The sequence below is a fragment of the Burkholderia sp. WSM2230 genome (assembly GCF_000472445.1).
GTDB lineage: Bacteria > Pseudomonadota > Gammaproteobacteria > Burkholderiales > Burkholderiaceae > Paraburkholderia.
This window is the reverse complement of record NZ_AXAJ01000013.1, coordinates 71,264-97,173: the sequence shown is the minus strand read 5'-3', so window position 1 is coordinate 97,173 and position 25,910 is coordinate 71,264. Positions and strand designations below refer to the sequence as shown.

Sequence of the window (25,910 nt, the reverse complement as noted above, 5' to 3'; positions counted from 1 at the left end):
GAGCCCGCGCGCTTGCGCGGCGAGCAGACAGCCGCGTAGCCTTCGTTACTTTTTGACAGCCGATATTGTACTTGCGAAGCAGCCCATGCCTTTGTCCGACCGCCGATTGCCTTCCGCTACCGATGAAGTGAGCGCCGACCCGGCAGCCCGCGTCGCGCGAGACGGCGAGTCGGCGCAACCCGCGGCGAAGTCTGCGGCCAAGGCATCCACCAAGGCCACGGCGAAGCCCGCGGTGAAAACCGCCGACAAACTCGCCAAGCTGGGCCTCACGCGCGACATCGACCTCGTGCTGCATCTGCCGATGCGCTACGAGGACGAAACCTCACTCACACCAATTGGCCATCTGCTACCCGGCGGCATCGCGCAAACCGAAGGCGTGGTCTTCGACAATGAGATCGCCTATCGGCCGCGCCGCCAGCTGCTCGTCAAGCTGCGCGACGATGCCGGCGACGAGCTCGTGCTGCGCTTTCTCAACTTCTACGGCTCGCAGGTCAAGCAGATGGCGATCGGCGCGCGGCTGCGCGTGCGCGGCGACGTCCGGGGCGGCTTCTTCGGGATGGAGATGGTGCATCCGGCGGTGCGCGTCGTCGACGCAGACACGCCGCTGCCGCAGGCGCTCACGCCGGTTTATCCGAGCACAGCAGGCGTGACGCAGGCGTATCTGCGCAAGGCGATCGACAACGCGTTGTCGCGCACGTCGTTGCCGGAGTTGTTGCCCGAAGCCGTCGCGCGACAATGGTTGGAGCCGCTCGGCGTGCCGTCGCTGATGGACGCCGTGCGCACGCTACATCATCCGGGCGCGCAATCCGACGAGACCGCGTTGATTGACGGCACGCATCCGGCGTGGGTGCGCATCAAGTTCGAGGAGTTGCTCGCGCAGCAGATGTCGCTCAAGCGCGCGCACGAGGAACGCCGCATGCGCACCGCGCCGGCCATGCCGCGCCGCAAGCTCGGCGACGAATCCGCGCTGGTCGCGCGTTTGCTGAAAGCGCTGCCGTTTTCGCTGACGAAGGCGCAGGAGCGCGTGGGCGGTGAGATCGCGCTCGATCTGACGCAGCCGCATCCGATGCAGCGGCTTTTGCAAGGCGACGTCGGCAGCGGCAAGACGGTCGTCGCGGCACTGGCCGCCGCGCAGGCGATCGACGCGGGTTATCAGGCCGCGCTGATGGCGCCCACCGAAATCCTCGCCGAACAGCACGCGCGCAAGCTGCGCGGCTGGCTGGAGCCGCTCGGCGTGAGCGTCGCGTGGCTCGCGGGCAGTCTGAAGACCCGGGAAAAGCGCGCGGCCATCGAGGCGGCCGCGCTCGGCACCGCGCAACTCGTGATCGGCACGCACGCGATCATTCAGGACACCGTGGAATTCGCCCGGCTCGGGCTCGTGATCGTCGACGAACAGCACCGCTTCGGCGTCGCGCAGCGGCTTGCGCTGCGCGCCAAAGCCCGTAATGCGGCCGACGGCGCGCGCGATTTCCAGCCGCATCAGCTGATGATGTCGGCCACGCCGATTCCACGCACGCTCGCCATGACCTATTACGCGGATCTGGACGTCTCGACCATCGACGAATTGCCGCCCGGACGCACGCCGATCCTTACCAAGCTCATCTCCGACGCACGTCGCGAGGAAGTGATCGGCCGCGTGCGCGAAGCCGCGCTGACCGGGAGGCAGGTCTATTGGGTCTGTCCGCTGATCGAGGAAAGCGAGACGCTGCAATTGCAGACTGCCGTCGAAACTTACGAAACGCTGGTCGCGGCGCTGCCGGAACTGAAGGTGGGACTGGTGCACGGCCGTCTCGCGCCGGCCGAGAAGGCCGCGGTGATGGATGCGTTCACGCGCAACGAAGTGCAACTGCTGGTCGCGACCACGGTGATCGAAGTCGGCGTCGACGTGCCGAACGCGTCCCTGATGGTGATCGAGCACGCCGAGCGCTTCGGCCTCGCACAATTGCACCAGTTGCGCGGGCGGGTGGGGCGCGGCAGCGCGGCGTCGGTGTGCGTGCTGCTCTACACCGGTCCTCTTTCGATGACGGCCCGCGCCCGCCTGCAAACCATGCGCGAGACCACCGACGGTTTCGAAATCGCGCGCCGCGATCTCGAGATTCGCGGCCCCGGCGAGTTTCTCGGCGCACGGCAGTCCGGCGCGGCGATGCTGCGGTTCGCCGATCTGCAAAACGATCAATGGCTGATCGAGCCCGCGCGCGAAGCGGCCGCCGCCTTGCTCGAGCAATACCCGCACGTGGTCACGCAGCATCTGGCGCGCTGGCTCGGGGCGCGCGAGCACTACCTGAAGGCATAAGCCTGGGAAACCAAGCCGCGCACGTCGACTTTGCCGCGCCCGCTGGCCGATTTCGCAGACATCGAAAAGCCGAAACGCAGCGAACCAGGTTGGCGAACCGACCCTATGGGTGTATAACTAGAACCTATCGAATCCATCGCACTGATTGGTCCCTCAATGACGCTCACCGAATTGAAGTACATCGTCGCCGTGGCCCGCGAGCGGCACTTTGGCCGGGCCGCCGAAGCATGTTTTGTCAGCCAGCCGACGTTGTCTGTGGCAATCAAGAAGCTCGAAGACGAGCTCAATGTGCAGATTTTCGAGCGCGGCACGAGTGAAGTGAGTGTCACGCCCATCGGCGAGCAGATCGTCACCCAGGCGCAGCGAGTGCTGGAACAGACGCTCGCCATCAAGGAAATCGCCAAGCAGGGTAAAGACCCGCTCGTCGGACCGCTGCGGCTTGGCGTCATCTATACGATCGGGCCGTACCTGCTGCCCACGCTCGTCAAGCAGATGATCAAGCGCGTCCCGCAAATGCCCTTGATGCTGCAGGAAAATTACACGCTCAAGCTGATCGAACTGCTCAAGCAGGGCGAGATCGACGTCGCCATCATGGCGCTGCCGTTTCCGGAGACCGGGCTGATGCTGCGTCCGCTCTACGACGAGCCGTTTGTCGTCGCGCTGCCGTCGGGTCACGCGTGGGAAAACCGCCCGAAAATCGACGCCGACGACCTCAAGCAGGAAACCATGCTGCTGCTCGGCAGCGGTCACTGCTTCCGCGACCATGTGCTGGGCGTTTGCCCGGAACTGATGCGTTTCTCGCAGAACGCGGACGGCATCCAGAAGACGTTCGAGGGATCGTCGCTTGAAACGATCCGCCATATGGTGGCGAGCGGCGTGGGCATTACTGTGCTGCCGCGCATGTCGGTGCACGAGGTGAAGCCGCACGCGGGCGGCATCGACTCCGGCCTGCTCTCCTATGTTCCGTTCGACGAGCCGGTGCCCGACCGCCGCGTCGTGCTGGCGTGGCGCAAGAGCTTCACGCGGATGCCCGCCATCGACGCGATCTGCGATGCAATCAGCGCTTGCGACCTTCCGGGCGTAAAGAAGCTCGATCTGCCGGTTGCCGTGAACTGAACGGCTGGCGGTTGGTTGGCGGCGCGCCGGCACCTTCGAGGGCAGCGCGCCCGCCTGGCGGGTCCGCCGCCACGCGTCTCCACCGGCACACGAGCGCCTATCAGATAGATTAAATTTATAAAATACACGAATCCGATAGCCTTGATATAGTCGTCTGCATGGATCGCCCGATCACTCGCAACCGGAGGACATCATGACGCAATCGAATCTGCCGCAAACTGCCACTTTCGCTGCTGAGCCAGGCGCTGCCCAAGCGGGTTTTGCGGCGGCCATGCAGGGCATGCGCACGGTCGCGCTGTCGTTGCTGGTCGACCGGGCCCTGTCCGCGTAATTGTCGGGCGATGTGCCCGCACAGTTTGCCTGCATAGATTTCGGCGTTGCCTTGCCGCGCTTCTCCCACAATCCGCCTTAACGAAAATCATCCAGGAGTCCCGCATGTCCGAACGTAAGCTCACCAATGCCGCCGGCGCGCCCGTCGCCGATAACCAGAATTCGATGACCGCCGGCGTGCGCGGCCCGGTTGTCCTGCAAGACGTGTGGCTGCTCGAAAAGCTCGCGCATTTCGACCGCGAAGTGATTCCCGAGCGCCGCGTTCACGCGAAAGGCTCGGGCGCATTCGGCACACTGAAGGTGACGCACGACATCTCCCGCTACACCAAGGCCAAAGTATTCGCCCAGGTCGGCAAGGAAACGCCGCTCTTCATGCGCTTTTCGACGGTGGCGGGCGAGCGCGGCGCAGCCGACGCCGAACGCGACGTGCGCGGCTTCTCGATCAAGTTCTATACGGAAGAAGGCAACTGGGACGTGGTCGGCAACAACACGCCGGTGTTCTTCATTCGCGATCCGTTGAAGTTCCCCGATTTCATCCACACGCAAAAGCGCGACCCCTACACCAACCTGCGCAGCAACATCGCCGCGTGGGATTTCTGGACACGGCATCCCGAGTCGATGCATCAGGTCACGATCCTCATGAGCGATCGCGGCATTCCAAAGAACTACCGCCAGATGCATGGCTTCGGTTCGCACACGTACTCGTTCATCAACGCGAACAACGAGCGTTTCTGGGTGAAGTTCCACTTCAAGTCGCTGCAAGGCATTGAAAATTTCACCGATTCAGAAGCGGCACAGGTGGTCGCGCAAGACCGCGAAAGCGCGCAGCGCGATCTGGTCGGCAGCATCGACGAAGGCAATTTCCCGAAGTGGCGCTTTGCAATCCAGGTGATGCCGGAGGCGGAAGCGGCGGCGTATCGCTTCAATCCGTTCGACATCACGAAAGTGTGGTCGCAGAAAGATTACCCGCTGATCGACGTCGGCACGATCGAACTGAACCGCAACGCGGCCAACTATTTCGCGGATGTCGAGCAGGCAGCGTTCACGCCGGCCAACGTGGTGCCGGGCATCGGCTTCTCGCCGGACCGTCTGTTGCAAGGGCGTTTGTTCTCGTACGGCGACACGCAGCGCTATCGCCTCGGCATCAATCACCATCAGATTCCGGTGAACGCGTCGCGTGTGCCGAGCCCGCATTCTTTCCATCGCGACGGCGCGATGCGCACGGACGGCAACCTCGGCGGCAACGTGAACTACGAGCCGAACCGCTTCGGCGACTTTGCTCAGGACGCCAACGCGTCGGAGCCGCCGCTCGCAGCGGGCGTGGTCGATCGTTATGACCACCGCGCGGATGACGACTACTACACGCAGCCGGGCATGCTGTTTGCACTGTTCGACGCGGCGCAGCGCGAGCGCCTCTTTGGCAACATCGCGCGTCATATCAACGGTGTGCCGCAGGAGATCGTCGCGCGTGCGGTCGAGCATTTCCGCCGCATCGATCCGGCTTATGCCGAAGGCGTGATCGCGGCAATGGCCGAACTCGCGGAAGGCGGCAAGAAGTAACGCGGTAAGCGAAGCGGGGCGCGTGGGCGTCCCGCGAGTATCGATACAAACCGGAGCACGTTGATGATCGAGATGATGAAAGTCACTATCGGCAGAGCGTCGGCCGGGCATCGCGCGCAACAGCAGCATGCGCTCAAGTTGCGCAGAGCCGTTGGCTTCGCGATCGTGACAAGCGGTTTCGCGGTGATCGCGGCACAAGCGCTGCAACATGTGTTTGGCGGTTGAGCGGTGCGAGTCTGAGCGAGCCTTCACACGCGCATTGCAGAGGGCGCACGCCTGACGGCGCAGTGGCGACACGCCACACGAACATTCCGCCTTTCTAAGATAAACTGTCGAACGCTCGTTTCGCCGGGCCTGATATTAGCGGGCCCTTGGCACGCCGTTACTTCACTGCCGGTTCGTATCACTCTTCGAAGGAGTCATCATGGCCAAAAAAGAAGCTGTACAGCACGTCAATATCGGGATTAGCGACAAGGACCGCAAGAAGATCGCGGAAGGTCTGTCGCGTCTGCTGGCAGACACTTACACGCTGTACCTGAAGACCCACAACTTCCACTGGAACGTGACGGGTCCGATGTTCAACACGCTGCACCTGATGTTCGAAACGCAATACAACGAGCTGGCGCTGGCTGTGGATTCGATTGCTGAACGGATTCGCGCGCTGGGCGTGCATGCACCGGGCAGCTACAAGGATTTCGCCAAGCTGTCGTCGATTCCTGAAGCGGACGGCGTGCCTTCCGCGGAAGAGATGATCCGTCAGCTGGTGGAAGGTCAGGAAGCCGTGGTGCGCACGGCGCGCGCGATTTTCCCGTCGACGGAAGCGGCCAACGACGAGCCCACCGCCGACCTGCTGACCCAGCGTATGCAGACGCATGAAAAGACGGCGTGGATGCTGCGCTCGATGCTGGCTTGATCGTTTCGATTTGATGCCCGTTCGGGCCGGCTTGGACAAGCCGATGTGCCGGACACAGGCTGATGCAATGAACAAAGCCTCCCTTAGCGGGAGGCTTTGTTTTTCTCGCGCAGGCTTTAGGCCTGCGGCTGGGGGCGCAAACGCTGATTGCTTCGCTGCGCCCACGCCCGTTCCCGCGCCGCGCCCACGTCCGCGCGAGACTCTCGCTCGCATCCCGTAAAATAACGGCACCGTCATCGCAACCCACCCGCATCCGCCGAGTCCGTCATGTTCGCCCGACTTCCCCTCTATCTGCGCCTCGTGCGCATGGACAAGCCTATCGGCAGCCTGCTGCTGCTATGGCCGACGCTCAACGCGCTGTGGATCGCCTCCGACGGTCATCCGTCCTGGCCGCTGCTCGTAATCTTTACGCTAGGCACCGTGCTGATGCGCTCGGCCGGTTGCGCGATCAACGACTACGCGGATCGCGATTTCGACCGCTACGTGAAGCGCACCGAAAATCGTCCGATTACCTCGGGCAAGATCAAGGCGTGGGAAGCAGTGGCGCTCGCGGCCGGGCTGTCGTTGCTGGCGTTCCTCCTGATCCTGCCGCTCAACACGCTGACAAAGGAACTGTCGGTGGCCGCGCTGTTCGTCGCGGGCTCGTATCCGTTCACGAAGCGCTTCTTTGCGATCCCGCAGGCTTATCTCGGCATCGCATTTGGCTTTGGCATTCCCATGGCATTCGCGGCTGTGCAAAACCAGGTGCCGATGCTCGCGTGGGTCATGCTGCTCGCCAACGTGTTCTGGTCGGTCGCGTACGACACCGAATATGCAATGGTCGATCGCGACGACGACATCAAGATCGGCATTCGCACCTCGGCGCTCACATTCGGCCGCTTCGACGTGGCGGCGATCATGCTCTGCTATGCGGCGACGCTCGGCATCTACGTCGGCATCGGCGTGCTGCTCGGTTTCGGCTTGCTGTACTGGGTCGGATGGACGGTTGCCGCGGGCTGCGCGGTCTATCACTACACGCTGATCCGCAACCGAGAGCGGATGCCGTGCTTCAAGGCATTCCTGCACAACAACTGGCTGGGCGGCGCCTTGTTCGTCGGCATTGCCGCGCATTATGCGATGGCTTCGTTTTAGGTTTTAAGCGGGCAACGGGCGGCGATTGCCGCCGTCGCGCGCTGTCCACTGTTGTCGACTCTCTCCAATAGACGCCGTGCCAACGGCGTACTCCGTTCCAGCAAACGGCGACTAGCAGACAGCGGTTGATGACTGCTTACTGCTTGCCGAACTCGTCGCCCATTTCCTTCGCGCGAGCATCGGCGGCGAGCGCGCCGCGCACAATCGCTTCCTTCACGCTGCTCGCGTCGAACGAGGCAAGCGCAGCCGCGGTCGTGCCGCCCTTCGAAGTCACGCGTTCGCGCAATACGCTCGGCGGCTCGTCGGAGTTCGCTGCCAGTTGCGCGGCTCCCGTAAAGGTCGCAACTGCGAGAGCGCGGCCCTGCGCTTCGTCCATGCCGAGTTGGCGCGCGGCTTCCTGCAACGCTTCGATGAAGTAGAACACGTAGGCCGGTCCGCTGCCCGAAATCGCGGTGACAGCGTCGATTTTCGCTTCGTCGTCGAACCATACGGTTTCACCCACTGCGCCGAGCACTTGCGATGCGAGCGCGCGGCCCGCTTCGTCGACGCTGGCGGTTGCAGTCAAGCCCGAGACTCCCATGCCGATCAACGCCGGCGTGTTCGGCATGACGCGCACAATGCGCGTGTGACCGTTCAGCCAGCGCGACATGTCATCCATGCGAATGCCGGCGACGATGCTGATGACGAGTTGCGACGCCTTCAGATGCGGCGCAAGCGCCCCAGCGACACTCTTGAGAATCTGCGGTTTTACCGCGAGCACGACGGCGTCATAGGCGGCGAGCGTGGCGTCGGCGGCAGCGCCGGTCTTGATGCCGAACTGGTCTTCATTGCGCTTGCGCGCGTCTTCGTTCGGATCGATCGCATACAGGTCGGCGGGCGCGACGCCGCGCTTGATAAGGCCGCCGATCAACGCCGCAGCCATGTTGCCGCCGCCGATAAAAGCAATTTTCATGATGTTCCGGGAAGGTTTGATTGAGCTTCTGAAGCTGTGTTCGTGACGGCTGCCCAACCGTGGCGCAACCGCTGCATGGGCCATAGTAAGCGCGTCCACAACCGCTAATGCGAATAGTCGCGTGCGCCGAAGATCGCTGTGCCCACGCGCACGATCGTCGCGCCTTCGAGCACGGCGGCCTCGAGATCGCTCGACATGCCCATGGAAAGCGTATCGAGTTGCAAGCCGTCGCCGCGCAGACGCCCGAACAGCTCGCGCAGGCGGCGATGCGGCACGCGTTGCTCGTCGATGTTGCCGGCCGGCTCGGGAATGGCCATCAATCCGCGCAACCGGAGCCTGGGCAGCGCTGCAATTTCTCTCGCCACTTGCACGGCCTCCTCGACGCTGACGCCGCTTTTCGACGCCTCGCCGCTGATATTGACCTGCAAGCACACGTTAAGCGGCGGCAGCTTGTCCGGCCGCTGCTCGGAAAGCCGCTGCGCAATCTTCAGCCGGTCGACTGAATGCACCCAATCGAAATGCTCGGCTACCGGCCGCGTCTTGTTCGACTGCAACGGACCGATGAAATGCCATTCGAGTGAAGCACGCAGATCGCCGAGCGCTTCGATCTTGGTGAGCGCTTCCTGCACGTAGTTTTCGCCGAACGCGCGCTGGCCGGCCGCGTGCGCGGCGCGCACGTCTTCGGCGGGGAACGTCTTGGACACCGCCAGCAGCGCAATCGAACGCGCGTCGCGTCCCGCCACGTGCGCGGCCATGGCGATGCGCTGCTGCACCGCTTCGAGGTTATGAATCAGATCGGGCATGGAACGAACCGGAGCGGACCTAAGGTCAATAAAGTCGATGCCCCGATTATACGGACAGCATGTGCTCGACCAGTTCGATCCAGTGCGCAACCGGCGTCGACGTGCCGCTTTGCAGATGCGAAATGCAGCCGACGTTCGCGGACACGATCACCTGCGGCTCCTGCGCATGCAACCGCTCGAGCTTCTGATCGCGCAGCGCGTAGGAGAGCTTCGGCTGCGTCAGCGAGTACGTGCCCGCGGAGCCGCAGCACAGATGATTGTCGGCAGGCAGGCGCACTTCCACGCCGAGCTTCGTCAGCAGATGCTCTACCGTGCCGCGCACCTGCTGTCCATGCTGCAACGTGCAGGGCGGATGAAACGCGACCGTATGGATCGCACGGCGGCGCGTAACCGCTACGAGTTCTTCCTCGAAGTCCGGCAGGATCTCGGCAATGTCGCGTGTCAATTCGACGATGCGGCGGGCTTTCTCCGCATACGCCGGATCGTCGCGCAACAGGTGCGCGTATTCCTTCACCGTCGCGCCACAGCCCGACGCGTTCATCACGATCGCCTCGACGCCTTCTTCGACATACGGCCACCATGCGTCGATGTTGGCGCGCATGTCGTCGAGCGCTTCGTCGTTGTAGCCGAGATGCAGGCGGATCGCGCCGCAGCAGCCGGCATCCGGCGCGACCACTGTTTCAATGCCGAGTGCATCGAGCACACGCGCGGTCGCCGTGTTGACGTTGGGCATCATCGACGGTTGCACGCAGCCAGCGAGCATCAGCATCTTGCGGGCGTGTTTCGCGCTTGGCCACTCGAGCGGGCGCTGCCGCGCCGGCACCTTGTCGCGTAGTTTTCTCGGCAAAAGCGCGCGGAAATGCTGGCCAAGGCGCATGGTCGGCGTGAACAGCGCGCTGTTCGGCACGAAGCTCGCGAGCAGTCTGCGCGTGAGGCGCTGGCCGAGCGGGCGCGTCACTTTTTGCTCCGTGATCTTGCGGCCGATTTCGACGAGCTTGCCGTATTGCACGCCGGAAGGGCATGTGGTCTCGCAATTGCGGCAGGTGAGGCACCGGTCGAGATGCACCTGCGTGCTGCGCGTCACCTCTGCGCCTTCCACCATCTGCTTGATCAGATAGATGCGGCCGCGCGGGCCGTCGAGTTCGTCGCCAAGCAGTTGATAGGTCGGGCAGGTGGCGGTGCAGAAACCGCAGTGCACACAGTTGCGCAGAATGGCGTCGGCTTCGTCGCCATCGGGCGTGTTGCGAATGAAGTCCGCGAGATTGGTTTGCATCGCGCGCTCAGAAGTCAGGGTAGAGACGGCCGCGATTGAAGATGCGGGCCGGATCGAAAGCGGTTTTCAGGCCGCGATGGATTTTCATCAGCGGCGCGGGAAGCGGTGTGAACACGCCGGCGCCGCGGTCGTAGCCGAGGCCGGTGCGAAAGATGGTGGCGTGGCCGCCGGCCTGCTTCGCGCTGATGCGCACCGTTTGCGCGTCGGTGTCCGTGATCCACCAGCGCTGGGCGCCGCCCCATTCCATCAGTTGCGCGCCGGGCAGTTGCAGCGGCTCGGTGATGGACGGCAACGCGAGCCGCCACAGCGCGGCCTTTGGCGGAATCGCCGCGAAAAACGAGTCGGTCTGCTCGCGCAGGCCCGCCCAGAAGCGTTCGGCCTCCACTGCGTCGACGACTTCGCCGCCTAGCGACGAGCGCGCGGACTTGACCGCGGTTTCCGCGCCCGCGAGACGCACGGCGAGCGTGCCGTGGCGCCAGGCGCTCGCGGTGATCGGCAATGGCCGACCGCCCCATTCGTTGAGCTTGCGCACGGCGTCGGTGCCGTTCATGTCGAACTTGAGCGTGGCTTCTGCTTGCGGCTGCGGCAGCACCTTCAGCGACAATTCGAGGATCAGCCCGAGCGTGCCGAGCGAGCCCGCCATCAAACGCGAGACGTCGTAGCCGGCGACGTTTTTCACCACCTGGCCGCCGAAGTGCAGCGTTTGTCCGTGACCGTTCATGATGACCGCGCCGAGCACGAAGTCGCGCGCCGCGCCGGCCGACGGACGGCGCGGACCAGCGATGCCCGCGGCCACGCAGCCGCCGAAGGTTGCCTGCGGCCCAAAATGCGGCGGCTCGAAGGCGAGCATCTGATTGTGTTCCGCGAGCGCGGCTTCGATCTCCAGAAGCGGAGTGCCGGCGCGCGCGGTGATCACCAGTTCCGCCGGGTCGTACGCGATGATGCCGCGATAGGCGCGCGTGTCGAGGATCTCGCCTTCCAGGGTCTGACCGTACCAGTCTTTCGTGCCGCCGCCGCGCACGCGCAACGCGCGTCCCTCGGCGCTGGCGGAACGCACGCGCTCCGACCACATGGCGACGATGTCGTCCTCTTCCATGATGCCCTGCTTCGTTGTGTTTCGAACGATTGTACCGGGCGGGGGCTCGCTGGCAACCCGGAGCGGACCCGCATCCGGGTAATCAGGGTGGGCTGCGGGAAACCCCGCCGCGACGGGCTATGCGCGATGCGTGGATTAGAAGCGCGGCAGCTCCGGATGCGGCAGTAGACCGCCGCGCACGTGCATCTTGCCGTATTCGGCGCAGCGCGCCCGGGTGGGGATTCCCTTGTCCGGATTGAGCAGGCCGGGCGGATCGAAAGCGCGTTTGACGGCGTGGAACGCATCCCGCTCCTCGGGCGAGAACTGCACGCACATCGAGTTGATTTTCTCGATGCCGACGCCGTGCTCGCCCGTCACCGTGCCGCCCAGCTCGACGCAGGCTTCAAGGATGTCCGAGCCGAACGCTTCGGCGCGATGCCATTCGTCCTGGTCATTGCCGTTGAAAAGGATGAGCGGATGCATGTTGCCGTCGCCGGCATGGAAGACGTTGATGCAGCGCAGGCCGTACTTCTTCTCCATCTCTTCGATGCGCGAGAGCAGCGGCCCGATACTGCGGCGCGGCACGGTGCCGTCCATGCAGTAGTAGTCGGGCGAAATGCGGCCCGCGGCAGGGAACGCGTTCTTGCGGCCGGACCAGAAACGCAGCCGCTCGTTTTCCGTGCGCGAAATCTGGATGCGGGTCGCGCCGTGCTCGCGCAGCACCGCCGTCATGCGCACGATTTCGTCGGCGACTTCCTCTGGCGTGCCGTCGGATTCGCACAGCAGAATTGCCGCCGCGTCGAGGTCGTAGCCGGCGTGCACGAATTCTTCGACGGCGCGCGTAGCCGGCTTGTCCATCATCTCGAGGCCCGCCGGAATGATGCCCGCCGCGATAATGCCGGCGACCGCATCGCCGCCTTTCACCACGTCGTCGAAACTGGCCATGATGACCTGCGCCGTTTGCGGTTTCGGGATCAGCTTGACGGTAACCTCGGTGACGATCGCGAACATGCCTTCACTGCCGATCAGAACCGCGAGCAGATCGAGGCCCGGCGCGTCCGGCCCGAGCGAACCGAATTCGACGATCTCGCCTTCCATGGTCACGGCGCGCACGCGCAGCACGTTGTGCACGGTGAGGCCGTATTTCAGGCAGTGCACGCCGCCCGAATTCTCGGAGACGTTGCCGCCGATCGTGCAGGCAATCTGCGACGACGGGTCCGGCGCGTAATACAGGCCGTACGGTGCGGCGGCTTCGGAAATCGACAGATTGCGCACGCCCGGCTGCACCGTGGCGGTCCGCGCGTACGAGTCGACTTCGATGATCTTTCTGAAGCGCGCGAGCGAAACGACCACGCCGTGGCGAATCGGCATTGCGCCGCCGGACAGGCCGGTGCCCGCGCCGCGCGGCACGATGGGCACGTCGAGGCGGTGGCAGATCTGCACGATGCGCTGCACTTGCGACTCGGTTTCGGGCAGGGCAACCGCAAGCGGCAGCCGGCGATACGCGGCGAGGCCGTCGCAGTCGTAGGCGACTGTGTCTTCGTCGCGATACAGCAGACAGTGGTTCGGCAGTACCGCCATCAGCGCCTGCACGACTTCACGCTGGCGCTGGGCGAGAACTTCTGCCGACAATTCGGCGGGTGCGTTCATGTGCGTCGTCTCCTCTTGCCTTTCGCCCTTCGCTCGTCGGCGCGGGCGTTGCAGGCGGCCGTCATGGCGGTCGGACCTGCCCGGTTGCTGCTCAGTTACCGCTCATTTGCGACCCGGTTACGTATTATGCTGCGCCGACCGATGATGCAGCGCCTCGCACATCATGCCGCCCAGCTAAAGATCTTGCCGGGGTTCATCAGATTGTGCGGGTCGAGCGCGTGCTTGATCGAGCGCATTGTATCGACCGCGACATCGCCGTGTTCTTCCAGCAGAAAATCCATTTTATGGAGGCCGACGCCGTGCTCGCCGGTGCATGTGCCGTCCATGCGCAACGCGCGCTGCACGATGCGATGGTTCAGACGCTCGGCCTCGACCAGTTCCTCCGGCTTGTTCGGATCGATCAGGATCGCCACGTGGAAATTCCCGTCGCCGACATGGCCGACAATCGGGCACGGCAGCGGCGAGCTCTCCAGATCCTGCTCCGTTTCAACGACGCATTCCGCGAGGCGCGAGATCGGCACGCAGACGTCGGTCGTGACGGCGCGGCAACCCGGCTTCAATTGCAGCATCGCGAAATAGGCGTTGTGGCGCGCGTTCCACAGGCGGCTACGATCTTCCGGCCGCGTCGCCCATTCGAACCCTTCGCCGCCGTTCTGCGCGGCGAGTTCCTGCACGAGTTCTGCCTGTTCCTGCACGCCTGCTTCGGTGCCGTGAAACTCGAAGAACAACGTGGGCGCTTCGCGCAACGTCAGATTCGAATGCCGGTTGATGGAGCGGATCGCGAGCGCGTCGACGAATTCCACGCGGGCGATCGGCACGCCGATCTGAATGGTTTCGATGACGGCGCGCACCGCGTCGCCCATCGACGGAAACGCGCAGACCGCGGCAGACACGGCTTCCGGCTGCGGATACAGGCGCACGGTGATTTCCGTGATGACGCCAAGCGTGCCCTCCGAGCCGACGAAAAGACGCGTGAGGTCGTAACCCGCGGACGACTTGCGCGCCCGCGTTCCGGTTTTGATGACACGTCCGTCGGCCAGCACGACGGTCAGCCCGAGCACGTTCTCGCGCATCGTGCCGTAGCGCACCGCGTTGGTACCGGACGCGCGCGTGGCCGACATGCCGCCGATGCTGGCGTCCGCGCCCGGATCGATTGGGAAAAACAGACCGGTGTCGCGCAGCGCCTCGTTTAGCTGCTTGCGCGAGATGCCGGGCTCGACGGTGACTGTCAGATCTTCGGCGTTGATCGACAGCACGCGGTTCATTTCCGACAGATCGATGGACACGCCGCCTTGCACCGCGAGCAGATGTCCTTCGAGCGACGAGCCGTTACCGTACGGAATGATGGGCACGTTGAACTGGCCGCAGAGTCTGACGATGGTCTGAACGTCTTCGGTGCTGCGGGCGAACACGACGGCGTCGGGCAGTTGCGGATCGAACGGCGATTCGTCGCGGCCATGGTGTTCGCGCACGGCTTGGGCGACCGATACGCGTTCGCCGAAGGCGTCGGTGAGCGCGCTGAGCAGCTCGGCGGGGAACGGCCGGCGCAGCGGGGCCAGGGGAACAGGATTATTCACGCATGTCTCCGTTGTCGACCAGAGTTAGCGCTTTAGCGCTTACTCTGGTCCCACCTATGGTTTCGACCAGAGTTAGCGCTTTAGCGCTTGCTCTGGTCCCACCTATGGTTTCGACCGGAATTAGCGCTTTAGCGCTTCCTCCGGTCCCACCTATGGTTTCGACCAGGCTAAGCGCTGACTCTGGCCACATGAAAATAGTTGCTGCGAATTCTGGCGAAGCGTTGCGAACCGCTTTGCAGCAGGTGTTTCATTCTACGCCGATCGCTTGTGAGCCCGCTTGGGTCTGCATCGTGCGCGCTTGCTGCGCTGCCTCCTCGCGCCTCGCCCACCCATCGCTCCTATAATGGCGGCGGCCGCGGGATGCGCGCAAGATGGTTAGCGCGGTGGCCAACGTCGTGCACAGACAGGCCTCGATGCGCTGACGAGGCTGTCGGCTGCTGCAACGGGTAAAGCCTAACCTGCGCCCGCATCATCACTGATCGAATGGGGAGACATCATGGGTAACCGCCTGAGCAAGATTGCCACGCGTACCGGCGACGACGGCACCACCGGCCTCGGCGATGGCCGGCGCGTGCGCAAGGACAGCGCGCGCATCGCCGCAATCGGCGACGTGGACGAACTCAACTCGAATCTCGGCGTGCTGTTGTGCGAAAGCCTGCCGGAGAACGTGCGGGCCGCGTTACTGGCGATCCAGCACGACCTGTTCGATCTGGGCGGCGAGCTTTGCATTCCGGGCCACACGATGATCACCGACCGCCATCTTGCTCAACTCGACAGCTGGCTTGCCGACTACAACGCGGCATTGCCGCCGCTCAAGGAATTCATTTTGCCGGGCGGCTCGCGGGCGGCGTCGCTCGCGCACGTCTGCCGCACGGTTTGCCGCCGCGCCGAGCGGGCGATCGTCGCGCTCGGCGAAGAAGAAGCGGTCAACGCGGCGCCGCGTCAATATGTGAACCGTCTGTCGGATCTTCTGTTCGTGCTTGCGCGCGTGCTCAACCGCGCTGACGGCGGCACCGACGTGCTCTGGCAGCATGATCGCGATCACGGCTAGGCACTCGGTCCGATTCGTGTAGGTATCCAAGGTTGCTGGCTATCCGCCTGCGACAATCTGTCTGAGCGAAACTGTCATCTTTAAGATGTATCTTATGTGCATCTTTAAGGAGAAGTACAAATGACCGCCCTTACCGCCGACCAGATTGCCCGCGTCAAAGCAACCGTTCCCGTCCTCGCCGAACATGGCACGACCATCACCAAGCATTTCTACAAGCGCATGTTCGCGCATCATCCGGAGCTGAAGAATCTGTTCAACCAGACGCATCAGCAAAGCGGCAATCAGCCGGAAACGCTTGCTCGCGCGGTATATGCGTACGCGGCCAACATCGACAATCTGGGTGCGCTCGGCCCGGCCGTCTCGCGGATCGCCAACAAGCACGCGAGCCTGAACATCCGGCCGGAGCACTATCCGATTGTCGGTCGCCATCTCTTGGGCGCCATTGTCGATGTGCTCGGCGACGCGGTCGATCAGCCGACGCTCGACGCCTGGCAAGTCGCTTACGGGCAACTCGCGAATATCTTTGTGGGCACTGAGGCAAAGCTTTACGAAGGCGCTGCGTGGAGCGGCTTCCGCCCGTTCAAGGTGGCGCGCAAACAGGTCGAGAGCGACGAAATCACGTCGTTCTACCTGACCCCCGCCGACGGCGCCGCCGCATGCGGCTTCGAACCGGGCCAGTATGTGAGCGTGACGCGCTTTGTCGACAGGCTGGGGGTGGATCAGCCGCGCCAGTACAGCTTGTCGGATGCGCCGCACGGCAAGTGGCTGCGCATCTCGGTGAAGCGTGAAGACGGCCGCGAAGACGCGGCGCCCGGCCATGTGTCGAACCTGCTTCACGCCGATGTTGAAGAGGGCACCATCGTGCATGTGAGCGCGCCGATGGGCGACTTCACGCTCGAGCGCAAGAAGGCCACGCCGGTTGTGCTGATTAGCGGCGGCGTGGGTGTGACGCCGATGACGTCTATGCTGTCGACGCTGCTGGCCGACGGCAGCGAGCGCAGCGTTACTTTCGTGCACGCTTGCCGCAACAGCCGCGTGCATGCGTTTCGCGAGTGGCTCAACGAGACCGTCGCCTCGCATCCGAACGTGAGGCGCGTGGTGTTCTATGAAGCCGTTGATGCAGCCGACCGGAAGGGCGTCGACTACGATTTCGACGGTCGTCTCGATGTGGCGAAAATCGCGGACCGTGTGATCGTGCCGGATGCGGACTACTACATCTGCGGCCCGGTGCCGTTCATGCGCGCGCAGCGCGATGCACTGACGGCGCTAGGCGTGGACCCGGCGCGGATTCACACAGAAGTGTTCGGTTCGGGCGCCGTCGAGTAAATCGGATTGTTCGAATGCTTGAGCGCTAGCCAGGAGCGGCGACGCGCGCAATGGCGCATGCAGTAGCGCGCTGAACTCGCAGCCCTGCGTGCTATCCGACCGCCAGAGTGACCGGCTTGCCGATCCGGCTCAACATTTCTACGAGTGTGTCGATGGTGAACTTGGTGGTTTTCTTGTTCACCACGTCGGACACACGTGGGCGCGAGACCATGAGAATTTTTGCGGCCTCCGCCTGCTTGAGATGATGCTGCTCGATCCAGCTCGACAGTTCCGTCATGAGCTGCTCCTTGAGCAGCCTCATGTCGTTGATCTGCTTTTGCGACGCCGCATGCAGACGCTTTGCCTCGTCGGCGGAAAAGCCCAGTTCGAGAAACACGTTCGCGCCGGGCTTATACGTAACCTCCCACCCGGTCGAGTCGTTCACGACCCGGCGATAAGCTGTTACGGTACATAGCGGGCGCCTGGCGCACCATTCATCCGTTCGGCCAACCAAATAAAAACCCGGCTCATCGAGCCGGGTTTTTTCATGCTGCCTGCTGCAAAACCGCATCGTCGAAATGCGGCCAGGCGCCAATCAGTTGCCGCTTCCGCGCGCCACGCGCCGCTGCTTGACGGCGTCGGCGAGACCTTCCAGCACCGCGACGCTTTCGTCCCAGCCGATGCATGCGTCCGTAACGCTCTGGCCATACGTCAGCGCGCAGCCTTCCTGCAAATCCTGGCGGCCTGCCACCAGGTGCGATTCCACCATCACGCCGACAATTCGTTCGTCGCCCGAAGCAATCTGGCGGCCGATGTCCGCGCACACCGGAATCTGGTTCTCGTGCTTCTTCGAGCTGTTCGCGTGGCTCGCGTCGATCATCAGGCGCGCGGCGAGTCCCGCCTTGCCGATGTCCGAGCACGCCGCGTTCACGCTGTCCGCGTCGTAGTTCGGCGTCTTGCCGCCGCGCAGAATGATGTGACAGTCCTCGTTGCCGGCCGTCGACACGATCGCCGAATGCCCGCCCTTCGTCACTGACAGGAAATGGTGCGGCTGCGAGGCGGCCTTGATCGCGTCGACGGCAATCTTGACGTTGCCGTCCGTGCCGTTCTTGAAGCCGACCGGGCACGACAATCCCGAGGCCAATTCGCGGTGCACTTGCGACTCCGTGGTCCGCGCGCCGATCGCACCCCACGAAATCAGATCGGCGATGTACTGCGGGCTGATCATGTCGAGATACTCGGTACCGGCCGGCAACCCGAGTTCGTTGATGCGCAACAGCAGTTCGCGCGCGGTGCGCAAACCTTCGTTGATCTTGAAGCTGTTGTCCATGTGCGGATCGTTGATAAGACCTTTCCAGCCGACCGTCGTACGCGGCTTTTCGAAATACACGCGCATCACGACTTCTAGTTCCCCCGCGAAACGCTTGCGCTGTTCGACGAGGCGCCCCGCATATTCCATCGCCGCTTTCGTGTCGTGAATCGAGCACGGCCCGATGATCACGATCAACCGGTCGTCCATGCCGTGCAGAATGCGATGCATGGCGGTGCGCGAACTGTAGATCAGGTCTGAGACGGCTTCGTCGCACGCGAATTCGCGGATCAGGTGCGCCGGGGGCGTGAGTTCTTTCAATTCTCGAATGCGGACATCGTCGGTGTTGTGCGGGGGCATGTTGTTCTCCTCGTTCGGTTCGTAGCGTGTTCGCGCGGGCGGCGCGTGCAGGACGGAATGTTCAAAGCCTGAATGTGCAAAGACTTGGGGCGAAAAAAAACCGCCAGACTCGCTGGCGGTTTTTCGGGAATTCTCGGTGTTCTGCGTGCACTAACACCCCTCTCGATCCGCCAGCGGTCTGAGATACCAAAAAAAGTAAAAGTAAAACTTGGCGGACATGGCGAAAGGGGAGTCGCTGGTCAAAAAGGGTGAATGACTTTATAACCCGGCCAAGCTCGATTGACAAGCTCGGTCAGCAAAAAATGCGGAAAAACCGCATGCGCGCGCGCTTCTATGCGTGGAACATGCGGCCGCGTGATGTTCAGGCCGTGCCGCCAACCGTCATCCGGTCGATGCGCAGCGTCGGCTGGCCCACGCCGACCGGCACACTTTGGCCTTCCTTGCCGCACACGCCCACGCCCGAGTCCAGTTTCATGTCGTTGCCGATCATGCTCACGTACTTGAGCGATTCCGGGCCGCTGCCGATCAGCGTCGCGCCCTTGACGGGGTAGGTGACTTTGCCGTTTTCGATCATGTATGCCTCCGAGGCCGAGAACACGAACTTGCCGTTCGTGATGTCGACCTGGCCGCCGCCGAAGTTCACCGCATACAAGCCGTTCTTCACCGACTGGATAATCTCCTGCGGATCCTTGTCGCCGTTCAGCATGTACGTGTTGGTCATGCGCGGCATGGGCAGCGCCGCGTACGATTCGCGCCGCGCATTGCCGGTAACCGGCATTTTCATCAGGCGCGCGTTGAGCGTGTCCTGAATGTAGCCCTTCAGAATGCCGTCTTCGATCAGCGTCGTGCACTGCGTCGGGTTGCCTTCGTCGTCGATATTGAGCGAGCCGCGGCGGTTCGGCAGCGTGCCGTCGTCGACGACCGTCACGCCCTTCGCCGCGACCTGCTCGCCAATGCGTCCCGCGAATGCCGACGAACCCTTGCGGTTGAAGTCGCCTTCGAGGCCGTGGCCAATCGCTTCGTGCAGCAGCACGCCGGGCCAGCCCGGGCCGAGCACGACCGTCATCGCGCCGGCCGGAGCCGGGCGCGCTTCGAGGTTCACGAGCGCCGCATGCACCGCGTCGTCGACATAGCGAGACAGCACTTCGTCGGTGAAATAGCTGTAGTCGAAGCGGCCACCGCCGCCGCCGCTGCCCACCTCGCGGCGGCCGTTCTGCTCGGCGATCACCGTGACGGAAACCCGCACGAGCGGGCGGATGTCGGCCGCGAAGCCGCCGTCGCTGCGCGCGACCAGCACCACGTCGTATTCGCCCGCGAGGCCCGCCATCACTTGCTGGATGCGGCGGTCGCGACCGCGCGCCATATGCTCGATGCGCTCGAGCAGTTTCACCTTGGCGGTTGCATCGAGCGAATGCAGCGGATCGGCGGGCAGGTACAGATCGCGCCCGGCAATGCCGGTCAGCGAGGACGCCACCTTGATCTTCTGCTTGCCGCCGCCGGCCTTGGCAATTGCTCGCGTGGCGATGGCCGCCTGACGAATGGCCTCCGGCGACAGATCGTCGGAATACGCGAAAGCCGTGCGGTCGCCGGACACTGCGCGCACGCCGACGCCCTGGTCGATGCTGAAACTGCCCGACTTCACGATGCCTTCCTCGAGACTCCACGCTTCGCTGCGCGTCGCCTGGAAGTACAGGTCGGCGTAGTCGACGCGATGCGTGAAGATTTCGGCGAGCGTGCGAGTGAGCAGGGATTCGTCGAGACCGTAGGGCGCGAGGAGGATGTCCTTGGCGGTGGCGAGATTACGGATACCGGGTTCGATGATGTTCATGCGAAGTATGTTCTGCTCGATACGAAGGGTTCGGTTGGCGCCACCATCACTATATGAGTGAGGCATGCCGCAGTTTCAATCTCTATTTAACTCAGCACCCGATGACGCCAGGCCGGCAGGCTCTGCCGCACCTCGTCGATACGCGTGCGTTCGAGCGTGCCTGCGACCACGCCGGCGCCCTCGTCGCGCACCGCGACGATCTCGCCCCACGGGTCGATGAGCATGCTGTGGCCCCATGTGCGGCGGCCGTTCTCGTGCTTGCCGCCTTGCGCCGCGGCCAGCACGTAGCACTGGTTTTCGACGGCGCGGGCGCGCAGCAGCATCTCCCAATGCGCGCGGCCCGTCGTGTAAGTGAACGCCGACGGCACCACCATCAGCGCGCAATCGCCCATGCGCCGGTAGAGCTCGGGAAAGCGCAGATCGTAGCAGACCGACAAGCCGACGCGCCCAAACGGCGACTGGAAGGTGCGGACCTCGCCGCCGGGGCAGATGGTGCGCGCCTCGTCGAACGATTCCTCGCCTTTTTCGAAGTTGAACAGATGAATCTTGTCGTAGCGCGCGGCCTCGTTGCCTTGCGGGTCGAACACCAGCGTGGTGTTCAATACGCGCGACGGCTCGGGCGCCGCGAGCGGCAGCGTGCCGCCGATCACCCACAGCTTGTGGCGGCGCGCGGCATCCGTGAGAAAACTTTGGATCGGGCCGTCGCGATAAGTCTCGCGCACGGCGAGCTTGTCGGTGTCCTTGAAGCCCATGAAGCAGAAGTACTCGGGCAGCAGGACAAGCTGCGCGCCGTCGGCCGCCGCTTCGCCGATCAGGCGCTCGGCCTCGGCGAGATTGCGTTCGCGCTCCGGCGTGCTGACCATTTGCAGTGCGGCGACGCGGAAGGTGCTTTGCTCGCCGCCGGTCGGCTCTCGCTGCGCGGCATGCGGCGCGGTGGCGGAGGAGGCGGGGGATGGGGTTGAAGAGACGTGTGTTTCGCTCATGAGCGTTTCGGAAAACTCCCGGCAGGACGGCGGCGCATCGGCCGGCGCCACCTACGTCGTTCAGGGCTCGCTCGAGCCGCCGGTACCGCGCCGCGCGCTGCACCGGAAAGCGGCCACACAATGCGGCGAGCTGCACGGCTGCAGAGCCTGGTCGTAGCGCGATTCTGGCGCAATCGCCCGGGGCATTCGGCTCGAAGCTCAGTTGGCGCCGGCGGTCGAAGCAGGAAGGTCCATCTTACCCCGATCGCTCCGGACCCGCTCGATATGCGGTTTCGACCACGAGCCGGTAATCGCGTACTCGCGCGCGAACGCGTGCGACACCGATTTGCTGAACGCCAGATCGGCCACCAGCGCGCCGAGGCCGAGCAGCGGATTCACCACCGCAGCCGCGACGACCGCTGCTCCCGCGCTAACCGTCGGCACGATCTGCACGTGCAGGTCCTGAGTTTCCTGCGCGAGGTCGACCGAGCCTTTCATCTGGGCGCGCGCCGGCGCGGTCACCATCTCGAAGTTGTCCGTGCGGCCGATGCCGTTGCGGATCTGCGCGGTGCCGGTGACATGCTCGAACGGCAGACCTTCGCCGATCACGTCGCGGAAATTGAGCGTCGCGAAGCGCGCGAGGCTTTGCAAACTCAGCACGCCAAGCAGCTTCGCGACGCCCGGATCGACTTTGAGAATCTGCCCGTGGCGCAGGTCCACGGCGAGATTGCCGTTGAGCGTCGGATAGTCGATTGCGGTCGGCCCGCCGCGCCACACCATCTTGCCCGTCAGCGTGCCGCTGCCCGCCTTCAGCGTGCGCGGCTGGCCGAAGCGCTCCAGCAGCCCGCCCGCGTCCTTGATGTCGAGCTTGAAATCGAACACGGTGCGCCGCGGGGTGGTTTCGTCGGCGGTATTAGCAAGCTCTGTCGAGGTGCGCCAGTTGGCCGTCGCGGTGAGCGTGGCCGACGGGTTCGCAATGTCCAGCTTGTCGAGTTGCCAGACGGGCACGCCGTCTTCGGTGAAGTTGTGCGCGGCGACTTCCAGCCGGCCGATATTGCGGTCGCGCACGATCAATTCGCTGACGACGAGATCGATTGACGGCATGTTCTGCGCCGGTGCCGAGATGGCCTGGCCGAGCAGATCCTTGTCCGCGACCGACGGAATCACGACGCGCGCAAAGCGCGCCTGCAGCGTGCCGGGCGACGCCTTGTCCGCGCCGGGCAGCCACGAAACGTGGCCGGACACCTGATTGGACGCGATGTTCGCCTGCCATTTGCCGTCCGCATGCGAAGCGCCGACGATCACGCTCTCCCAGTGGCGCTTGAGCAGTGTCAGCGTGCCGATGTGCAGCGCGAAGCGGCTCGGCAGGAACTGCGCGACAGTCGGGTTCGGAGCGTTCGGCGCGGCAGGCGCGGCCGGGGCGGCGGGCGCTTCGTTGCTGCGCAGCTGCGTCACGAGCGCGCGCCAGGCGTCGGCGTCGAACGCGTCCACGTCGACAGCGGCGATCACGCCTTCGGACGGCAACTCGGCCGGCCGGTTCACCCCTATGGCGCCGCGTACCACCGTCGGCGGGCTTTTCGGCTCGTAGTGCAGCAGATAGCGCGCGGCGATCGGACCGAAGTTGAGTTCGGCACGTTCGAGCCCGCTTTCGCCCGCCACCGTCGATGGACCGGCGGCGAGGCGCAGCGGCATCGGCGTGCCGACCGGCTTGTTGAACGGCGCGGGGAAGTCGAGCGCGAGCCCGGTCAGATCGGAGTTCGCGGTGACTTGCGGAAGCTTGCCTTTGGCGCCGCGCACAGTGAGCGCATACGGCGCGCTGCCGCTCATGCGCGTGAGCACCTGTGCGGCCGGGCCGTGCAGATCGAGGCCGCGCGCGGCATCGACCGCGATGTGGCCGTCCACGTCGAGCGCATAGGTGCCGTCCTGCTTGAGCCCGCCACTCGCCCGCACGTCGCCACCGAGAAACCGCGCGGTGAGCCGCTCGGTCTGCGCGCTGTGTTCGGTGAAGCGCACCTTGCCCTTCACCTGCGACAGCGGCGGCACATTCTCTACGCTCAAACGGTTGTTCTCGAAGCCGACCGCGCCTTCCACACCGATGTGCGGCTTGGGCGTGCGCGGCACCGTCAGCTTGAGCGCGAGCGAGGCCGGCCCTTCGGCGCGAATCTTTTCGGTCTGATGCCGCGCCATGATGCCGAGCGAGCTTTCGTTCACGTAGTCGAGCATATCGGCGAGCGGACCGAGGCCGTCGCCCTTGATTACGAGATTGGACTCGCGCGTGCCGAGGTCGTCGATCCGGCCGTTCACGCCGTGCAGCGCGACGCGCTTGTAGCGCGCCCGGTCGATGTCGAAGCGCAGCAGGTTCTGCCTGATTTCGAACACGCCGTCGATGCCGTCGAGCGGCGGCCACACGTTGGGCGTGCCGTTGCGCATCTTGCGCGGCGGGTAGGGCGACGGGTCGAACTTGCCGCCCTTGAACGGCGCGACGATATGGAAGATGCCCGCCTCGGGGTCGCGCGAGTAGGGGAATTTGGTCAGGTCGCCGTGCACCTCGATCTTCGCGCCGCGCGAGGTGCCGGCCTGCAAACCGTGGCCGAGATAGATGCGCAGCTTCTCGCTGATGCTGGTCGGCAGATAGCGGACGATGCGCGAAACCTGCGCGCGCTCGAAGTCCGCTGTCAGATCGAGCGAGCCGCGGCCGTGGCCGGGATTGCTGTAGTCGGCGCTGGCGGTGGCCGCGACGTCCGCGTTGGAAACGCCGAAGTCGGCCAGCTTGACCGTGAACGCCGGGTGGTTCTCTCCGGGCGCCTTGGGCGAGATGGTCCAGTCGGCGCGGCCATGCAGGCGGTCGAGCAGCAGGCGCGGATCGTCGAATACGCCCGGCAGCGTGATCGCGACGTTGCTCGTATCCAGCGTGGCGGTGCCGCGGCGCTGATCGGCGTCCACGCGGCCCCACAGATTTTCGATGCCCGGAATGCCCGCACGCGGGTGATTGCGCGCGGTCAGCCCGGGCGGCGGTTCCTGCGCGGCAACGCTGATGCCTTGCAAATCGCCCTTGAAGCGGTAGCGCTCGATCGGCTCCGCGCCCGTCCCATGCCGGTCGCCGCCCGGCTCGCCCGATTCCGGCTTCGCGCGCTCCACCTCGATCACATAGTTCGCGACCAGCCCGCGCGGGTTATAGCGCACGAGGTTATTGAGGAGTCGTCGCGGCAGCGGCAGCGCGCGGCTGAATTCCGCGAGAATGCCGAGATCGACGCGGTCGCCCGACACGCTGATGAGCTGCCCGTGCTGCTGCGAGGCCATCCGGTAGTGGCCGTTCAGCGTGCGGAACGCCAGCGTGCGCGTGAGCGGCGTGCCGTCCTCGAGCGGCGGCTGGCCGAGTTCGGCACGCAGGTCATTCAGTTGCAGCTTGTAGTCGCCTTGCTGAGCTTCGACGCGCCAGCCGAAATTCGCAACCGGCAACAGGAGCTTGGGCTGCGTGGGCCGCACGCGCAAAGCGACGTCGGCGCCGGCCATCTGGCCGCTTGCCGAACTCATGCGGCCGTTGGCGAAATCCATCCAGATGGCATTGTCGATGCGGCCCGCAAACGTCTCGATCGGCAATTTGATGTAGCGCGCGAGCGTGGGCAGGTCGACCGGTCCGGTCGACACATAGGCTTGCCCTTTCCAGTTGATCGGCTTGCCAATGGCGGCGAGCGGCGCGTGCCGGAAATGCGTGCGGAAATCGATCGGGCCGTGCAGCAACTGGCCGTCCGGCGGCGCCTGAAGCGCGAGGCGGTGATCGTAGCCGTCGTTGAGAATCGCGATACGGATGTTGCGCAGCGCGAGTTCCGGCGCGTCGCGCTGGGCGTCGCGCCAGCGCAGCACACCGCCTCGTACGACGATCGCCTCCTGACGCACGAGCCAGGTCGACAACGTGTCGTTGCCGCTATGACGCGTCGGCACCGGCACGCCGGCGACCGACAGCACGCCGTCGCCGCCGCGCGCGATCAGCACGTCGGGCTGGTCGACGATCAGACTCGAGAGCACGGGATGGAACTGCCACAGCGAACGCCACGACAGCGTCGCGGTGGCGTGCGGCACGGTCAGCGCGGCCTTGCCGTCACGATCGCGAATCACGAGATTCGTAATGTCGAGCCCCGGCTGGAACCCGCTCCAATGCGGCGCGAGTTTGCCGATGGTGAACTGCGCATGCAGCTTGTCGGAGACGGTCGTCTCGATGTGCGGCCGGAACGCGTCGGCGCGCGGCAGCACCACGTAACGCAAGCCGAGAAAGAGTCCCGCCGCGATGAAGTACAGGACGAGCGCGAGCGCGAGAACGACATGAAGAGTCCGGCGCAGCACGACGTGGTCGCTTCCGCTCACAGGCCGGGCCGGCCCGGTTTCCTGCGGGTCGGCGGATTCGTTTCGCTCGGACATGCTGCG

20 protein-coding genes are annotated in these 25,910 nt (G+C 64.5%); 9 read left to right on the top strand and 11 right to left on the bottom strand.

Annotated elements, in window-relative coordinates; all coding sequences use genetic code 11:
* Positions 1 to 85 precede the first annotated feature (85 nt).
* From recG to ubiA, 7 genes are all read left to right on the top strand, one after another.
* Complete coding sequence (gene recG, locus A3AC_RS0122575) at positions 86 to 2,293, top strand: ATP-dependent DNA helicase RecG (RefSeq protein ID WP_025601600.1); 2,208 nt, start codon at positions 86 to 88, stop codon at positions 2,291 to 2,293.
* Between the two features lie 156 nt (positions 2,294 to 2,449).
* Positions 2,450 to 3,409: a LysR substrate-binding domain-containing protein gene (locus tag A3AC_RS0122570; protein WP_013338073.1), complete on the top strand. Its 960-nt coding sequence runs from the start codon at positions 2,450 to 2,452 to the stop codon at positions 3,407 to 3,409.
* A gap of 193 nt (positions 3,410 to 3,602) precedes the next feature.
* A complete protein-coding gene (locus A3AC_RS30795) occupies positions 3,603 to 3,740 on the top strand; it encodes a hypothetical protein (protein ID WP_198018029.1) in 138 nt (45 codons plus the stop codon).
* A gap of 104 nt (positions 3,741 to 3,844) precedes the next feature.
* Positions 3,845 to 5,299: a catalase gene (locus A3AC_RS0122560; protein ID WP_025601598.1), complete on the top strand. Its 1,455-nt coding sequence runs from the start codon at positions 3,845 to 3,847 to the stop codon at positions 5,297 to 5,299.
* Positions 5,300 to 5,362: 63 nt separating this feature from the next.
* Positions 5,363 to 5,524: a hypothetical protein gene (locus tag A3AC_RS30790; RefSeq protein WP_198018028.1), complete on the top strand. Its 162-nt coding sequence runs from the start codon at positions 5,363 to 5,365 to the stop codon at positions 5,522 to 5,524.
* A 199-nt stretch (positions 5,525 to 5,723) separates the two neighbouring features.
* Positions 5,724 to 6,212, top strand: a complete 489-nt coding sequence (locus A3AC_RS0122550; RefSeq protein WP_013338077.1) for a Dps family protein — start codon at positions 5,724 to 5,726, stop codon at positions 6,210 to 6,212.
* A gap of 267 nt (positions 6,213 to 6,479) precedes the next feature.
* Complete coding sequence (ubiA, locus tag A3AC_RS0122545; protein ID WP_025601596.1) at positions 6,480 to 7,343, top strand: 4-hydroxybenzoate octaprenyltransferase; 864 nt, start codon at positions 6,480 to 6,482, stop codon at positions 7,341 to 7,343.
* Between the two features lie 136 nt (positions 7,344 to 7,479).
* On the opposite strand, the gene proC is transcribed toward ubiA, so the two are convergent.
* The 6 genes from proC to A3AC_RS0122515 all read right to left on the bottom strand — a co-directional run bounded on the left by proC (position 7,480) and on the right by A3AC_RS0122515 (position 14,673).
* The gene (gene proC, locus A3AC_RS0122540) at positions 7,480 to 8,295 is read right to left on the bottom strand and encodes a pyrroline-5-carboxylate reductase (protein WP_025601594.1); all 816 of its coding nucleotides are present in this window, start codon (positions 8,293 to 8,295) and stop codon (positions 7,480 to 7,482) included.
* Between the two features lie 104 nt (positions 8,296 to 8,399).
* On the bottom strand, positions 8,400 to 9,098 hold the full coding sequence (locus A3AC_RS0122535; protein ID WP_025601592.1) for a YggS family pyridoxal phosphate-dependent enzyme: 699 nt from the start codon (positions 9,096 to 9,098) through the stop codon (positions 8,400 to 8,402).
* 46 nt (positions 9,099 to 9,144) lie between these two features.
* A complete protein-coding gene (gene glcF, locus A3AC_RS0122530; RefSeq protein ID WP_025601590.1) occupies positions 9,145 to 10,371 on the bottom strand; it encodes a glycolate oxidase subunit GlcF in 1,227 nt (408 codons plus the stop codon).
* 7 nt (positions 10,372 to 10,378) lie between these two features.
* Positions 10,379 to 11,467, bottom strand: a complete 1,089-nt coding sequence (gene glcE, locus A3AC_RS0122525; RefSeq protein ID WP_025601588.1) for a glycolate oxidase subunit GlcE — start codon at positions 11,465 to 11,467, stop codon at positions 10,379 to 10,381.
* Positions 11,468 to 11,602: 135 nt separating this feature from the next.
* Positions 11,603 to 13,096 carry an FAD-linked oxidase C-terminal domain-containing protein gene (locus tag A3AC_RS0122520; RefSeq protein WP_025601586.1) on the bottom strand — a complete coding sequence of 498 codons (1,494 nt, stop codon included), beginning with the start codon at positions 13,094 to 13,096 and terminating at the stop codon, positions 11,603 to 11,605.
* A gap of 161 nt (positions 13,097 to 13,257) precedes the next feature.
* On the bottom strand, positions 13,258 to 14,673 hold the full coding sequence (locus A3AC_RS0122515) for an FAD-linked oxidase C-terminal domain-containing protein (RefSeq protein WP_025601584.1): 1,416 nt from the start codon (positions 14,671 to 14,673) through the stop codon (positions 13,258 to 13,260).
* 496 nt (positions 14,674 to 15,169) lie between these two features.
* Here A3AC_RS0122515 and A3AC_RS0122510 point away from each other — a divergent pair, with 496 nt between their 5' ends.
* Positions 15,170 to 15,724 (top strand): cob(I)yrinic acid a,c-diamide adenosyltransferase, encoded by a 555-nt coding sequence (locus tag A3AC_RS0122510; protein ID WP_025601582.1) that lies wholly within the window; start codon positions 15,170 to 15,172, stop codon positions 15,722 to 15,724.
* A 120-nt stretch (positions 15,725 to 15,844) separates the two neighbouring features.
* Positions 15,845 to 17,050 (top strand): NO-inducible flavohemoprotein, encoded by a 1,206-nt coding sequence (hmpA, locus tag A3AC_RS0122505; RefSeq protein ID WP_025601580.1) that lies wholly within the window; start codon positions 15,845 to 15,847, stop codon positions 17,048 to 17,050.
* Positions 17,051 to 17,141: 91 nt separating this feature from the next.
* On the opposite strand, the gene A3AC_RS0122500 is transcribed toward hmpA, so the two are convergent.
* The 5 genes from A3AC_RS0122500 to A3AC_RS0122475 all read right to left on the bottom strand — a co-directional run bounded on the left by A3AC_RS0122500 (position 17,142) and on the right by A3AC_RS0122475 (position 25,904).
* Positions 17,142 to 17,474, bottom strand: a complete 333-nt coding sequence (locus tag A3AC_RS0122500; RefSeq protein WP_025601578.1) for a helix-turn-helix domain-containing protein — start codon at positions 17,472 to 17,474, stop codon at positions 17,142 to 17,144.
* A gap of 150 nt (positions 17,475 to 17,624) precedes the next feature.
* Entirely contained in the window at positions 17,625 to 18,698 is a 1,074-nt protein-coding gene (gene aroG, locus A3AC_RS0122495; protein ID WP_025601576.1) for a 3-deoxy-7-phosphoheptulonate synthase AroG, read from the bottom strand.
* Between the two features lie 361 nt (positions 18,699 to 19,059).
* Positions 19,060 to 20,526: a metalloprotease TldD gene (gene tldD / locus A3AC_RS0122490; protein ID WP_025601575.1), complete on the bottom strand. Its 1,467-nt coding sequence runs from the start codon at positions 20,524 to 20,526 to the stop codon at positions 19,060 to 19,062.
* An 86-nt stretch (positions 20,527 to 20,612) separates the two neighbouring features.
* Entirely contained in the window at positions 20,613 to 21,509 is an 897-nt protein-coding gene (locus tag A3AC_RS0122485; protein WP_025601574.1) for a carbon-nitrogen hydrolase family protein, read from the bottom strand.
* A gap of 198 nt (positions 21,510 to 21,707) precedes the next feature.
* Positions 21,708 to 25,904, bottom strand: a complete 4,197-nt coding sequence (locus A3AC_RS0122475; RefSeq protein ID WP_025601572.1) for a YhdP family protein — start codon at positions 25,902 to 25,904, stop codon at positions 21,708 to 21,710.
* Positions 25,905 to 25,910: the final 6 nt, after the last annotated feature.

Coding starts and splice junctions, on each gene's coding strand:
- recG (WP_025601600.1), top strand. CDS start 86: ATGCCTTTGTCCGACCGCCGATTGCCTTCCGCTACCGATGAAGTGAGC.
- A3AC_RS0122570 (WP_013338073.1), top strand. CDS start 2,450: ATGACGCTCACCGAATTGAAGTACATCGTCGCCGTGGCCCGCGAGCGG.
- A3AC_RS30795 (WP_198018029.1), top strand. CDS start 3,603: ATGACGCAATCGAATCTGCCGCAAACTGCCACTTTCGCTGCTGAGCCA.
- A3AC_RS0122560 (WP_025601598.1), top strand. CDS start 3,845: ATGTCCGAACGTAAGCTCACCAATGCCGCCGGCGCGCCCGTCGCCGAT.
- A3AC_RS30790 (WP_198018028.1), top strand. CDS start 5,363: ATGATCGAGATGATGAAAGTCACTATCGGCAGAGCGTCGGCCGGGCAT.
- A3AC_RS0122550 (WP_013338077.1), top strand. CDS start 5,724: ATGGCCAAAAAAGAAGCTGTACAGCACGTCAATATCGGGATTAGCGAC.
- ubiA (WP_025601596.1), top strand. CDS start 6,480: ATGTTCGCCCGACTTCCCCTCTATCTGCGCCTCGTGCGCATGGACAAG.
- proC (WP_025601594.1), bottom strand. CDS start 8,295: ATGAAAATTGCTTTTATCGGCGGCGGCAACATGGCTGCGGCGTTGATC.
- A3AC_RS0122535 (WP_025601592.1), bottom strand. CDS start 9,098: ATGCCCGATCTGATTCATAACCTCGAAGCGGTGCAGCAGCGCATCGCC.
- glcF (WP_025601590.1), bottom strand. CDS start 10,371: ATGCAAACCAATCTCGCGGACTTCATTCGCAACACGCCCGATGGCGAC.
- glcE (WP_025601588.1), bottom strand. CDS start 11,467: ATGGAAGAGGACGACATCGTCGCCATGTGGTCGGAGCGCGTGCGTTCC.
- A3AC_RS0122520 (WP_025601586.1), bottom strand. CDS start 13,096: ATGAACGCACCCGCCGAATTGTCGGCAGAAGTTCTCGCCCAGCGCCAG.
- A3AC_RS0122510 (WP_025601582.1), top strand. CDS start 15,170: ATGGGTAACCGCCTGAGCAAGATTGCCACGCGTACCGGCGACGACGGC.
- hmpA (WP_025601580.1), top strand. CDS start 15,845: ATGACCGCCCTTACCGCCGACCAGATTGCCCGCGTCAAAGCAACCGTT.
- aroG (WP_025601576.1), bottom strand. CDS start 18,698: ATGCCCCCGCACAACACCGACGATGTCCGCATTCGAGAATTGAAAGAA.
- tldD (WP_025601575.1), bottom strand. CDS start 20,526: ATGAACATCATCGAACCCGGTATCCGTAATCTCGCCACCGCCAAGGAC.
- A3AC_RS0122485 (WP_025601574.1), bottom strand. CDS start 21,509: ATGAGCGAAACACACGTCTCTTCAACCCCATCCCCCGCCTCCTCCGCC.
- A3AC_RS0122475 (WP_025601572.1), bottom strand. CDS start 25,904: ATGTCCGAGCGAAACGAATCCGCCGACCCGCAGGAAACCGGGCCGGCC.